Below are 12,872 nucleotides of genomic sequence, written 5' to 3'. Positions count from 1 at the left end.
CAGGCGATGTCGCGTCGCTGCGCCTTGAGCCGGGCGAACCAGCGCACTGGCACGTATAGCGCCACGACCAGCAGCAACTGGTGTTGGCGTTGTTGCGCATCGCGGCCACGGGCGAACCAAGGGCCGAGGCCATAGCCCAAAGCGATCACGCCGATCCACGGCAGCACGGGGTAGGAGGTGCGCAGACGCAGTTGCTCGGAAACCTCCAGCCAACCACGGTCATGCAGGATCGCCCATGGCACGTGCATCGCCGATTCGACGCCGAAGTGCAGGCCATCGAGCAGGTTGTGCCCGGCGACGATCAGGGCACCGACGGCGAGCAGTGCCGGACGCGGCAGCCACACCAGCAGCGACAGGGCGATCATGCTGATACCAATGGCCCAGATCACTTGCAGGTAGATGACGCTGGGCGGCAGCTGGAAAGTCCAGGCGAAGTTCACCAGGGTGAACTCCAGCACCACCAGAAACAGCCCGCGTTTGAACAGGAAGGCCGAAACGTCGGCGCGGCCTTGGTACTTTTCGCCGTAGAGCCAGGCGGACAGGCCTGTGAGCAACACGAACACCGGCGCGCACAGGTGGGCCAGGGTGCGGCCGGCGAACAGCGACGGGTCGGTGGCATCGATCGTCATCGGGTCGCTGACCTGGCGGTGCAGGAAGAAGGTTTCGCGTACATGGTCGAGCAGCATGAACAGGATGACCAGGCCGCGCAGGGCGTCGATGCTCTGCAGGCGCTGGGTGAGCAGGGGAGTGGGTATGCTTGTCATGAAGGCTTCGCAGGCGGGAATCAATATCAAAAGAAACGTTATGTTATTACTTTATTTGCGATGGTATGTAGATTATTTTTGTGCTGTTCGTACCGGCCCTATCGCCGGCTTGCCGGCGATAGCGTCAGAACAACCAGCGCCTATTCAGAAGCTGTAATCCACCGTCGCAAAATACGACCGCGGCGCGCCCATCAGCCATTGCGTGCCACTGAACGCCGACGTCACGTACTCGCGGTCGAACAGGTTGTTCACCTGCAGCCCCAACCGCACATCCGGCAGCACCTGCCAGCCCAGGTTGGCATCGATCACGGTGTACCCCGGCGCGCTCTGCGTGTTGGCGCTGTCGCTGAAGCGTTCGTCCACATAACGCGCGCCGATACCGGCGTCCACTTGCTGACCGAAGCCTTTGCTCAGCCACAGGTTGGCGGTTCGCCGTGGCACGTTGGCCGGGCGGTTACCGCTGCGGTCCTGGGCCACGCCGCCGACCGTCTCATCGAAGTCGTCGTACTTGGCACGCACCACCGCGGCATTGGCCGAGACCTGCCACTGCTGACCCAGGGCAAGCTCCAACGTCGCCTCAAGGCCGTCGGACGTCTGCTGCCCGGCCTGCTGCGGCTCATGGGTCAGTGGGTCATCCACCAACAGCTTTTTCTTGACGATGTGGTAAGCCGCCAGCGTCCATTCGCCCCGACCTTCCCAGAAGCGCTGCTTGAGCCCCAGTTCGGTCTGCTTCGCTTCAGTCAGGTCGTAGTGCATCTGCGCCGGGCTGAGGCTGACCAGGTTGTTCACGCCATCCTCGCTGGTGGAGTACTGGCCATACAGCGACAGGTCATCGCTGAGCGCATACACCAATCCAGCGCGCCAGTTGCCGCCTTGCAGGCTGCGGTCGCTGCGGGTGCCGTCGGTGAGGTTGTCGCGGTCGATGTGATGCTGGTCGCGGCGCACGCCGGTCACCAGCGAAAGGCGCTCGCTCAGCTGCAGGCGATTCTCGGCGAACAGGGCGAAGCTGTGGGTGCTGGACAGGGTCTGCGGGCGCAGGGGCGAGGCGCTGTGGAACCAACCGGGCGCGGGTTGCCACGGGTCGATGTAATCGCCGCCGATGTCGTTGTACGGCGCATTGCTGTCGACGTTGAAACGCACCTTGTTGTACTCGGCACCCACCAGTGTCTTGCTGGCCAGGCCGAACAGCGAATGGTCGAAGGTGAAGGTCTGGCGGTCGCCGATCTGCTCCTGGTTGTGCTTGATCTCCAGGTAACTCTGGCGCAGCAACTGCTCGCGTTCGGCGTCCCAGCGGTAGTCCTCGGCGTTGCGCCAGTGGCGACGGCTCTTGATGTAGTAGAGCTGGTTGCTGGCGCTGACCTGGTCGCTGATGACCCAGTCGGTGGTGAGGCGGGTCCATTCGTCGTGGTAGCGCTGCACGTCGTTGTCGATGTTGTAGTTCTTCTTGCGCAGGCTGCTGCGGTAGTGGCCGTCGATCAGCGGTGTGCCGTAGTAGTTGGCAGGCTCGGCATCGCCGCGATCATGGGCCAGGGTAAAGCTCAGCTCGTCGCTGGCGTCGAAACGCAGCGCGGCGCTGAGGGCCAGGCTGCGTGAATCGGTGCGGTCGACCCAGCCGTTGCCGGCTTGCTGGTTCAGGGTGAGGCGGTAGCTCAGCCGCTCGTCGAGGCTGCCGCCGCTGTCCAGGCCCAGTTGCTGGCGGTCCCAGGAGCCGTAGCCCAGGCGCAGGTGGTTGTGGATTTCACCGGCGAAGGGCTTTTTCGGAATGACGTTGACCACAGCACCCGTGGCGCCCTCGCCGTACAGCACCGAGGCCGGGCCACGGATCACATCGATGCGCTCGACCATCCACGGGTCGACCGGGAACGTTTGGGTACCGGCCCCCGTGTACAGGCGCGCGCCGTCGAACAGGGTCATCGCCGAGCCATGCCCGCTGAAACCGCGCGCCGACAGGCCGGTGCCGCCATCGCCCGGGTTGCCGATGAAGCTGATGCCCGGCGAGCGGGTCACAGCGTCCTGCACGGTGAGGTTGTTGCGCTGCTGGATCTGCTCGGCCGTGATGCTGCTGGTGCTGGCCGGGGTGTCCAGGGCACTGAGGTTCAGGCGCGAGCCTGCCTCGGTCGGTGTGGCGAGGTCGATGCGCTGTTCATCGCGGGTATCGGTAATGGCAGTTGAAGGCAGTGCCAGCACCTGGCTGTCGTGCTCGTCGGCCAAGGCCGGGAAGGAGACGGCCAGGCAGGCCGCCAGCGGGTGAAGCTTGAATAGACGGGACATGTCGTTCCACTGCTGCAGGAATGAATGGATCCCGGTGGAAAACACGCAAAAGGCGAGCCGCGCACGCAGGCGCGCACGCGGATACCGGCCTGCGCCCGCCCACCGCGGGTTGCCAAGTGAAGCTTCAGGCCGGTCTCCGGGCTTGCGAGGGTCATGAGGCCTTCACCTTCCCATGCACGTGCACAGTGGTGTGTCGAAGGCATCGCTCGCTTACCGTTGCGGGGGCAGCGCCGGACTTGTCGTGGACCACGACTCACCGGCTTCCCGTTTCACCCTGCGCACGGCGGCGCAGGACACCTGAAACTGGCGCGCATCTGACCATTGGTCGGCGCGCGCGTCAATCGTTTACTGGCGTGCGCCTCAGTGGGCGCCCGCCGCCTTGCTCAAGTCGCTCTCGGCCCACTCGGTGTAGATGCAGGCATCGGCCACCGCCCAGCGTACCTTCACCGTGTCGCCCGGCTGCATCGGCATGCCCGCTGCAGACAACGCCTTGACCGTCAGTTCGGTGCCGCCTGGGGTCATGACATGGCAGGTCTGGCTTTCGCCGAGGAACAACACTTCACCGACCTTGGCAATGACTTCGTTCCAGCCCGCCGGCAGAGGTTCGCGTGCGGCCTGCTCGACGGTCAGGGCCAGGGCTTTTTCCGGGCGCACCATGATCAGTGCGTCCTGCCCGGCGGCAAGCCCGGGTGTCAGGCGGATGGCAACCGACTGCCCCTCGAAGCTGCCTGCACCGTGGCTGCTGGCCTTGATCCGCAGGAAGTTGGAATTGCCCAGGAACGAGGCGACGAAGGCATTCGGCGGGTTCTGGTAGAGGTCGTAGCCGCTGCCCAGGCCGACGATCTTGCCGTGGCTGAAGATGGCGATGCGCTGGGACAGGCGCATGGCTTCTTCCTGGTCGTGGGTGACGTAGACGATGGTGATGCCCAGGCGACGGTGCAGCTGGCGCAGTTCATCCTGCAGGTCTTCGCGCAGCTTCTTGTCCAGCGCGCCGAGCGGTTCGTCCATCAGCAGGATGCGCGGCTCGTACACCAGGGCGCGGGCAATCGCCACGCGCTGCTGCTGCCCGCCAGACATCTGCGAAGGCTTGCGGTGGGCGAATTTCTCCAGCTGCACCAGCTTGAGCATGGCGTCGACGCGCTTGTTGATCTCGGCGGTGCCAAGCTTGCGGATAGCCAGCGGGAAGGCGATGTTGTCGCGCACGTTCAGGTGCGGGAACAGCGAGTAGCGCTGGAACACCATGCCGATGTCACGCTTGTGCGGCGGCACGTTGACCAGCGACTGGCCCTCGACCAGGATCTCGCCGCTGCTTGGCGTTTCGAAACCGGCCAGCATCGACAGGGTGGTGGACTTGCCCGAGCCGCTGGAGCCGAGGAAGGTGAGAAACTCGCCGTCCTGGATCTCCAGATCCAGGTTGTCCACGGCGGTGAAATCGCCGTAGTGCTTGTTCAGGCCGCGCAGGCTGACCAGGGTCTTGTCGTGCGCGTTGTCTTTGATCACTGCACTCATTGTTATTGTCTCCGGGCACTCAGGCGTTGACTTCGCTACGCCGGCGCAAGGCGGCGGCAATTATCATGACCAGCAGCGACAGGCCGATCAGCAGCGTCGAAGCGACGGCGATCACCGGGCTCAGGTCCTGGCGCAGGGTGGTCCACATCTTGACTGGCAGGGTCTGCAGGTCGGGGCTGGCCATCATCACGCTGAGCACCACCTCGTCCCACGAGACCAGGAAGGCGAACAGGCCACCGGCGATCATGCCGGGGCGAATGGCCGGGAAGGTCACCTTGAAGATCGCCTGCAGGCGCGAAGCACCGCAGATCACCGCGGCATCCTCGATCGACTGGTCGAACAGCTTCAGCGAGTTGATGATCGAGATGATGGTGAAGGGCAGGGCGACGATCACGTGGCTGACCACGAAGGCGAACAGCGTGCCGGTGTAGCCGAGCTTGAGGAACAGCGCGTAGACCGCCACCGCGATGATCACCAGCGGCACGATCATCGGCATGGTGAACAGGCCGTAGAGCATCTCGCGGCCGGGGAAGCGGCCTCGCACCAGGGCGAAGGCGGTGGGCAGGCCCAGCAGCACGGCGAACAGGGTGGTCAGCAAGGCTACCTTGAGGCTGGCCAGCGCGGCGTCCATCCACTCCGGGTTGGCGAAGAACTGCGCGTACCACTTGAAGGTCCAGCCCGGTGGCGGGAACACCAGCCACTGGGACGAGCCGAACGACAGCAGCACGATGAACACCACCGGCAGCAGCAGGAACGCGGCGATGACCCCGGTGGTCAGGTACAGGCCGGTGCGCAGCGGGCGGCCCATGGCATGGGGTGAAAGCAGCATGGCGGATTACCTCGCGTTGCCGACCGGGGATTCCGGCTGCAGCTTCAGGTACAGGTAGAAGAGCACCAGGGTGATGACCACCAGCAGTGCGGCGGCGGCGCTGGCCAGGCCCCAGTTGAGGAACGACTGCACCTGCTGGATGATGAATTCGGGCAGCATCATGTTCTGCGCACCGCCGAGCAGGGCCGGGGTCACGTAGTAACCGAGCGACATCACGAACACCATCAACGCACCGGAGAACAGCCCCGAGCGGCACAGCGGCAGGAACACCTTCCAGAAGTTGGTCCAGGGGCTGGCGCCGCAGATGGAGCCGGCCTGCAGCACCATCGGGTCGATGGCATGCATGGTCGCCTGCAGCGGCAGCACGATGAACGGGATCATGATGTAGCTCATGCCGATCACCACGCCGGTCAGGTTGTGCACCATCTCCAGCGGCGTGTCGATGATGCCCAGGGCCATCAGCACCTTGTTGATCACCCCCGAGCTCTGCAGCAGCACCAGCCACGAGTAGGTGCGCGCCAGCAGGCTGGTCCACATCGACAGCAGCACGATGTTCAGCAGCCAGCGGCCCCAGCCCTTGGGCACCAGGGTGATCGCCCAGGCCAGCGGGAAGCCCAGCAGCACGCTGATCAGGGTGACCACGCCGGCCACCGAGAAGGTGTTGAACAGCACCCGCGCATAGGCCGAGTTGGCGAACAGTTGCTCGTAGTTGCCCAGCCCCGGCACGGGCTCCAGCACGCCGCGCAGCAGCAGGCCGATCAGCGGCGCGAAGAAGAACAAGCCGAGGAACAATAGGGCCGGCAGCAGGTTGCGGCTGCCTTTCCAGCGGCGGCTCATCGGTTCGCGGCGAGGGACCGCTCCCGGGGCGCCGGTGCCCGTGGGGGCACCTTGCGCGTTGTGCAGGGCGTTGATGGCGACTTTCATTTCACCAGCCACTCATTCCAGCGCGCGGCGATGGCCTGGCCGTTCTTCGCCCAGTAGGCAAAGTCCAGGGTGACCTGGTCCTGGGCATAGGCGGTCGGCAGGTTCTGCGCAAGGTCCTTGTCCAGCTTGGCCACGCTGTCGACGTTCACCGGGGCGTAGGCGGTCTTGTTGGCGAACTCGGCCTGGCCCTCGGCGCTGCTGGCGTTGGCCAGGAACTTCATGGCCGCGTCCTTGTTCTTGGCGCCTTTGGGGATGACCAGAAAATCGGCCATGACCAGGTTCTGTTTCCAGCTCACGCCGACCGGCGCGCCGTCTTGCTGCAGGGCATAGACGCGGCCGTTCCAGAACTGGCCGAGCGAGGCTTCACCGGAGGCCAGCAGTTGCTGCGACTGCGCGCCACCGCCCCACCAGACGATGTCCTTCTTGATGGTGTCGAGTTTCTTGAAGGCGCGGTCCAGGTCCAGCGGATAGAGCTTGTCAGGGGCTACTCCGTCGGCCAGCAGGGCCAGTTCCAGCACGCCGGGGCTCGGCCACTTGTACAGGGCGCGTTTGCCGGGGTAGGTCTTGGTGTCGAACAGCGCGGTCCAGTCCACCGGCTTGTTGGCGCCGAGCTTGCCTTCGTTGTAGCCGAGCACGAAGGAGAAGAAGAACGAACCGACGCCATGGTCGGAGACAAAGCGCGGGTCGATCTTGTCGCGTTGGATGGTGTTGAAATCGAGCGGTTCGAGCAGGCCTTCGCTGGCGGCACGCAGGGCGAAGTCGGCTTCGACGTCGACCACGTCCCATTGCACGTTGCCGCTTTCGACCATGGCTTTGAGCTTGCCGTAGTCGGTGGGGCCGTCCTGGACGACCTTGATGTCGGTCGCTTTGCTGAAGGGTACGGCCCACGCTTCTTTCTGGGCGTCCTGGGTGGTCCCGCCCCAACTGACGAAGTTGAGGCTGTCGGCGGCCTGGGCGGCCTGGCAGGCCAGGGTCAGCAGGCTGGCGGACAGCACTGCGGTTACACGTTTGCTCAACAGCATGATTACGCCCTCGTTGCTTTTGTTATTCGAGGCGGGGCTGGGTGTGTGCCCGCCAACAGTATTCGGGGAGCAGCTTTGACAATGTGCGGGTGGCCGTTTCTTGAGTGTAGGCGGCCTGTCGATTCAAGGTCTACGGGATATCATATTATGGTATTCCAAACTTTTCGCAAGAGGGATGAGGCTACCGGCCATCACTCGGATCCGGAAGCCGGCGCGCCCCCTCTTGTGGGAGCTGGCTTGCCGGCGATGAGGCCGGTGCAGACAACCTACTTGTGCTGCCTGTTCGGGCCCTATCGCCGGCAAGCCGGCTTCCACAGGGAAACCACAGGGAAACCACTGGGTTCAATGCCAGGCGATCAGCCAACCATCCCCGGCTCGAACGCAATGCTCTGCACCACTTCCAGCTCATATCCGGCCAGGCCCGCGTACTTGAGCGGCGGGCCCAGGTGGCGCAGCTTGCCCACGCCCAGGTCTTGCAGTATCTGCGCGCCGGTCCCGACTTCCGAATACACCTTCGACTGGCCACGCTGGTAGGGCCGTACGGGTTGGGTCAGCTGCGGCACCCGTTCCAGCAAGGCCTGCGAGGACTCATGGTTGGCCAGGATCACCACCACCCCGGTACCTTCCTCCGCGACCTTCTGCAGCGCCGCCCACAGCGTCCAGTTGGCCGGCCCTGCGTATTCGGCCCCGACCAGGTCGCGCAGTGGGTCGATCACATGCACACGCACCAGGGTCGGCTGCTCGCGGCGGATATCGCCCATGACCATGGCCATGTGCACGCCCCCTTCGATGCGGTCCTCGTAGGTGACCAGGCGGAAGGTGCCATGCACGGTCGGCAGTTCGCGCTCGCCGATGCGCTTGATGGTCTGCTCGGTGCTCAGGCGGTAGTGGATGAGGTCGGCGATGGTGCCGATCTTGATGCCATGCTCGGCGGCGAACACTTCAAGGTCCGACCGCCGGGCCATGGTGCCGTCGTCGTTGAGCACTTCGACGATCACCGACGCCGGGGTGAAACCGGCCAGGCGCGCCAGGTCGCAACCGGCCTCGGTGTGCCCGGCGCGGGTCAGCACGCCGCCTTCGCGGGCGCGCAGGGGGAAGATGTGGCCGGGCTGAACCAGGTCTTCGGGGCGGGCGTTCGGTGCCATGGCCGCCGCCACGGTCCGCGCCCGGTCGGCGGCGGAGATGCCGGTGGTGACGCCCGTGGCGGCTTCGATGGAGACGGTGAAGGCGGTGCTGAACGCGCTGCCATTGGCCGGCACCATCTGCTCCAGGCCCAGGCGCTGGCAGTGATCGTCGGTCAGTGTCAGGCAGATCAGGCCACGCGCCTGGCGGGCCATGAAGTTGATGGCTTGAGCGTCACAGCGCTCGGCGGCGATCAGCAGGTCGCCTTCGTTTTCCCGGTCTTCGTCGTCCACCAGCAGCACCATCTTGCCTTGCCGGTAGTCCTCGAGGAGTTCTTCGATGCTGTTGAATGCCATGCTGCACGCTCACGGTGATGGGGTGGTTTTTATGGTATACCATCATACACAAATAGTTTTGCGACAGGAGAGCAGCGGATGAAAGCCTATTGGATCGCCCATGTGGACGTGACCGACCCGGAGCAGTACCAGCAGTACACCCAGCGTGCGCCGGCGGCGTTTGCGGCTTTCGGCGGGCGGTTTCTGGCCAGGGGCGGGCGTAGCGAGGCGATGGAAGGGCGGCCCACGCCGCAGCGCAGTGTGGTGATCGAGTTCGAATCGTATGAGCAGGCGGTGGCCTGCTATCGGTCTGAGCTGTATCAGGACGCCTGCAGCCACCGGCAAGGGGTGGCGAAGGCTGAGGTGATCATCGTGGAAGGGTTTGAGCCTTGAGCTGTTGCTGAAGGCCTCATCGCCGGCAAGCCGGCTCCCACAGGGGTAGGCCACCGCTCTTGAGGCGGATGGGGTACCTGTAGGAGCTGGCTTGCCAGCGATGGGGTCAGTGAAGATGTACCTTCAGTTCGGCAGCCGCCTGGCGCATCGCTGCCTTCACCGCCGGCACCTGATTCAACGGGTTGAGCAACCCGTAGTCATGAATCATCCCGTTGTAGCGCACCGACGTCACCGTCACGCCAGCCGCATCCAGCTTGCGCGCATAAGCCTCACCTTCATCGCGCAACACATCGAACTCGGCCGTTTGCACCAGCGCCGGTGGCAAGCCCTTTAGCTGCTCCGTAGTGGCCCGCAGCGGCGAGGTGTAGATCTGTTCGCGCGCCTTGGCATCCGTGGTGTAGTTGTCCCAGAACCACTTCATCATTCCGGTGGTCAGGAAGTGCCCCTCGGCAAACTGCTTGTACGATGCCATCGCTGCGACCTATGCGTAGAGTAGGGGGCTGCGTAGACGGGAAAAAGCCGCTATAAAGCGTTTGACTGTCACCAAGAGCGAGACAATGAACCCGTACGAAGACATGCGCATCTTTGCCCAGGTCATGGACGCCGGCAGCTTCACTGCCGCCGCCGACCGCCTGGGCATGTCCAAGCAATCGGTCAGCCGGCGCCTGATGCAACTGGAGGAGCGCCTTGGCGTGCGCCTGCTCAACCGCTCTACCCGGCGCCTGGACGCCACGCCGCTGGGCCAGCACTACTACCAGTCGGCATTGCGCCTGCTGGGCGAGGTGCAGCAGGTCGAGCAGGACATCAGCGGCCAGACCCAGGCCTTGCGTGGCACCTTGCGCCTGAGTGCGCCGCTGTCGTTCGCCATGGCGCACCTGGGCTGCCTGCTGACTGAGTTCCTGCAACTGCACCCGCAGGTAGATGTGGAGGTGGACCTCAGCGACCGCGCCGTGGACTTGATCGGCGAGGGTTATGACCTGGCCTTGCGCATCGGTGCGCTGGAGGACTCGAGCCTGATCGCGCGGCGCATCGCCGATGTCGAGCGGGTGTACTGTGCGAGCCCTGCCTACCTGAAAGCGCGGGGCGTGCCGCGTCGGCCTGCTGAGCTGGCCGGGCATGACTGCTTGCCTTATGGGCATTCACGGCAGGTGCAGTGGCAGTTCAGGCACGCCGGCAAGGCCCAGGCCATCGCCGTGAGCGGGCGGATGCGTGCCAACAACGGGGAGATGCTTCGCGATGCGGCGATCGCCGGGATGGGGGTGACCTACCTGCCGACCTTCATCGTCGGGCAGGCATTGGCCGAGGGGCGATTGGTGACGCTGCTGGACGACTGGGCGCCGCCGGCCTTGCAGTTGTCGGCGGTGTATCCGCAGCATCGGCAGGTGGCGAGGCCGGTGCAAGGGTTTGTCGGGTTTTTGCGAGAACGGTTGGCGCAGCTCTAGTCTTCGAGGGCCTTATCGCCGCGGTTCGTCGCCACGACAAGCCGGCTCCCACATCAGGCTCAGTGGCGTCCCTGTGGGAGCCGGCTTGCCGGCGATGAGGCCAGATCAGGCTATGCTTGCCCCATGAGCACACCGCCCCCACTCCGCCAACCCTGCCCCCCTGGCGCCTGCGACTGCGGCCGCGAGAACCTGGCCGAATCCCCGCCAGCGGCCCAGCGCATCCTGCTGCTCACCCGGCAGGAAGAAAAGCGCCTGATCGAACGTCTGGAAAACCTCAAGGACCTGGAAGACCTGCGGCGCCTGCAGGCGCGGATGTTCGAGAACCTTGGCATTCGGGTGCATATAGAACCGGGGTTCAACGAAGTCCGTACCATGCGCGGCATCGTCATCGAACTCGATGCCCAGATCGGGCTGTGTCGCAAGACCCGGCAGTCGATTCCTGCCGCCATAAGGCGTGGGCTGGAACGTAATCCGCAGGTCGCGTTCCGCTTGCTGGATGCGCATGACTTGCTGCGGGATGCGTGAAGTCCCCAAGCGCATTGCCTGAGCGCCTGATTGACGTCGCCGCTTGCCTGATGGAGGCTAGGCGTTTTCCCAGGCAAGAGGCAGACAATGCTGATCGATCCTCACAAGACCACGCTGCTGGTCGTCGACATCCAGGAAAAACTCATCGGCGCCATGAGCGACCCTGACGGCATGCGCGCACGCGCGCGCTGGTTGCTGGCGGCATGCGCCGACCTGGAACTGCCGACCGTGATTTCCGAACAGTACCCAAAGGGCCTGGGCCACACGCTGCCTGAACTGCTGGCGGTCGCGCCGAGCGCCGAGGTGGTGGAGAAGACCCATTTTTCCTGCGTGGCGGCCCAGTGCTTGCCCGACAGCCTGCTGGCGCGCGAGCAGGTGATCGTCTGCGGCATGGAAACCCATGTATGCGTGCTGCAGACCGTGCTCGGTCTGCTGCACCTGGGCAAGCAGGTGTGCGTGGTCGAGGACGTGTGCGACAGCCGCACACCGGCCAACAAGGCTGCCGGGCTCGCGCGCATGGCCCAGGCGGGCGCCCAGTTGGTGACCCGCGAGATGGTTCTGTTCGAACTGCTGGGCAATGCCAGCCATCCTCGGTTCCGACATATCAGCAAGACTTACATGGTCGGTGACCAGCCCTGAACGCTCGGTTAATCGCGGCGGGCCTGATGGCCCTGGCGCTGTTGCAAGGCTGCGTCGGGCGCCGTGAGGAAGAACCCGAGGCCGACCCTGCCAAGGTACGCGCCCAGCTGCTGCGCCTGCTGCCTGCCCAGGCCAAGGACCGCGAAGGCTGGGCCAAGGATATCCAGCAGGCGTTCGAGGCCCAGCGCATCGCGCCGAGCAAGAGCAACCTGTGTGCGGTGCTGGCGGTGACCGAGCAGGAATCGACGTTCAGTGCCGACCCGCAGGTGCCCAACCTTGGCCGTATCGCCCGCGAGGAAATCGACCGCCGCGCGGCGCGCATGCATGTGCCGCGCTTGCTGGTCGACGGTGCATTGAACACGACTTCAGGCAACGGCAAGACCTACCAGCAGCGCTTGCTCGCGGTGCGCAGCGAGAAGGAGCTGAGCGCGCTGTTCGACGAGTTCATCGCCCGCTTGCCGTTGGGCAAGAGCTTGCTCGGTGGCCTCAACCCGGTGCATACCGGGGGGCCGATGCAGGTCAGTATCGAATTCGCCGAACAGCATGCCAAGGATTATCCCTACGCCTACGACGGGACGATTCGGCAGGAAGTCTTCACCCGCAGAGGCGGCATGTACTTTGGCATCGCCCACTTGCTCGGTTACCCGGCCAACTACGAGCGCCAGCTCTACCGCTTCGCCGATTTCAACGCTGGCTGGTACGCCAGCCGCAATGCCGCGTTCCAGGCGGCGTTGAGCAAGGCGACGGGGACTCGGCTGGCGCTTGATGGTGACTTGATCGCGCCCGGGTCGATCATGCCCGGCAGCACCGAGCAGGCGGCGCGCAAGCTGGGCGTCAAGCTGGGGTTGCGCAATACGCAGATCCGTAGCCAGCTGGAGAAAGGTGATCGCCTGGCGTTCGAGGACAGCAAGTTGTACAGCGGGGTGTTCGCCTTGGCCGATGCGGCGGCGGGCAAGCCGGTGCCGCGGGCGGTGCTGCCGGGGATCGAGCTGAAGAGCCCGAAGATTACCCGCAAGCTGACCACGGCGTGGTTTGCCGGGCGGGTGGACGAGCGATACCAGCGCTGCATGAAGCGCTAGGTTTGCCTGGGCTGGCCG

The 12,872-nt window shown here is 64.8% G+C and carries 11 protein-coding genes, 2 pseudogenes and 1 riboswitch; of the genes and pseudogenes, 5 read left to right on the top strand and 8 right to left on the bottom strand.

Annotation, left to right across the window (positions count from 1 at the left end; genetic code table 11):
- Positions 1 to 68: 68 nt before the first annotated feature.
- From PPL01S_RS13035 to ribBA, 7 genes and pseudogenes are all read right to left on the bottom strand, one after another.
- A pseudogene (locus tag PPL01S_RS13035) lies at positions 69 to 764 on the bottom strand (acetyltransferase domain-containing protein); the annotation flags it as partial.
- A 144-nt stretch (positions 765 to 908) separates the two neighbouring features.
- Positions 909 to 3,035 carry a TonB-dependent receptor gene (locus tag PPL01S_RS13030; protein ID WP_028625606.1) on the bottom strand — a complete coding sequence of 709 codons (2,127 nt, stop codon included), beginning with the start codon at positions 3,033 to 3,035 and terminating at the stop codon, positions 909 to 911.
- A gap of 110 nt (positions 3,036 to 3,145) precedes the next feature.
- Positions 3,146 to 3,351: riboswitch (cobalamin riboswitch) on the bottom strand.
- Positions 3,352 to 3,395: 44 nt separating this feature from the next.
- A complete protein-coding gene (locus PPL01S_RS13025; protein ID WP_016391166.1) occupies positions 3,396 to 4,544 on the bottom strand; it encodes an ABC transporter ATP-binding protein in 1,149 nt (382 codons plus the stop codon).
- A gap of 19 nt (positions 4,545 to 4,563) precedes the next feature.
- Positions 4,564 to 5,373: an ABC transporter permease gene (locus PPL01S_RS13020; RefSeq protein WP_028625605.1), complete on the bottom strand. Its 810-nt coding sequence runs from the start codon at positions 5,371 to 5,373 to the stop codon at positions 4,564 to 4,566.
- Positions 5,374 to 5,379: 6 nt separating this feature from the next.
- A complete protein-coding gene (locus PPL01S_RS13015; protein WP_028625604.1) occupies positions 5,380 to 6,297 on the bottom strand; it encodes an ABC transporter permease in 918 nt (305 codons plus the stop codon).
- Positions 6,294 to 7,319: a polyamine ABC transporter substrate-binding protein gene (locus PPL01S_RS13010; protein WP_016391169.1), complete on the bottom strand. Its 1,026-nt coding sequence runs from the start codon at positions 7,317 to 7,319 to the stop codon at positions 6,294 to 6,296. Before PPL01S_RS13010 ends, PPL01S_RS13015 begins: the two co-directional genes overlap by 4 nt.
- 356 nt (positions 7,320 to 7,675) lie before the next feature.
- Positions 7,676 to 8,797 (bottom strand): bifunctional 3,4-dihydroxy-2-butanone-4-phosphate synthase/GTP cyclohydrolase II, encoded by a 1,122-nt coding sequence (ribBA, locus tag PPL01S_RS13005; RefSeq protein WP_028625603.1) that lies wholly within the window; start codon positions 8,795 to 8,797, stop codon positions 7,676 to 7,678.
- A 78-nt stretch (positions 8,798 to 8,875) separates the two neighbouring features.
- Here ribBA and PPL01S_RS13000 point away from each other — a divergent pair, with 78 nt between their 5' ends.
- On the top strand, positions 8,876 to 9,169 hold the full coding sequence (locus tag PPL01S_RS13000) for a DUF1330 domain-containing protein (protein WP_016391171.1): 294 nt from the start codon (positions 8,876 to 8,878) through the stop codon (positions 9,167 to 9,169).
- 106 nt (positions 9,170 to 9,275) lie between these two features.
- On the opposite strand, the pseudogene PPL01S_RS12995 reads toward PPL01S_RS13000, so the two are convergent.
- A pseudogene (locus PPL01S_RS12995) lies at positions 9,276 to 9,638 on the bottom strand (alpha/beta hydrolase fold domain-containing protein); the annotation flags it as partial.
- An 88-nt stretch (positions 9,639 to 9,726) separates the two neighbouring features.
- Here PPL01S_RS12995 and PPL01S_RS12990 point away from each other — a divergent pair.
- The 4 genes from PPL01S_RS12990 to PPL01S_RS12975 all read left to right on the top strand — a co-directional run bounded on the left by PPL01S_RS12990 (position 9,727) and on the right by PPL01S_RS12975 (position 12,854).
- Positions 9,727 to 10,611: a LysR family transcriptional regulator gene (locus tag PPL01S_RS12990; protein ID WP_016391173.1), complete on the top strand. Its 885-nt coding sequence runs from the start codon at positions 9,727 to 9,729 to the stop codon at positions 10,609 to 10,611.
- A gap of 123 nt (positions 10,612 to 10,734) precedes the next feature.
- Complete coding sequence (locus PPL01S_RS12985; protein WP_016391174.1) at positions 10,735 to 11,136, top strand: hypothetical protein; 402 nt, start codon at positions 10,735 to 10,737, stop codon at positions 11,134 to 11,136.
- A gap of 87 nt (positions 11,137 to 11,223) precedes the next feature.
- Positions 11,224 to 11,775 carry a hydrolase gene (locus tag PPL01S_RS12980; protein ID WP_028625601.1) on the top strand — a complete coding sequence of 184 codons (552 nt, stop codon included), beginning with the start codon at positions 11,224 to 11,226 and terminating at the stop codon, positions 11,773 to 11,775.
- A 26-nt stretch (positions 11,776 to 11,801) separates the two neighbouring features.
- Positions 11,802 to 12,854: a DUF1615 domain-containing protein gene (locus PPL01S_RS12975; RefSeq protein ID WP_016391176.1), complete on the top strand. Its 1,053-nt coding sequence runs from the start codon at positions 11,802 to 11,804 to the stop codon at positions 12,852 to 12,854.
- Positions 12,855 to 12,872: the final 18 nt, after the last annotated feature.

It is taken from the genome of Pseudomonas plecoglossicida NBRC 103162 = DSM 15088, from assembly GCF_000730665.1.
Taxonomy (GTDB): domain Bacteria; phylum Pseudomonadota; class Gammaproteobacteria; order Pseudomonadales; family Pseudomonadaceae; genus Aquipseudomonas; species Aquipseudomonas plecoglossicida.
This window is presented reverse-complemented; position numbering and strand designations above follow the sequence as displayed.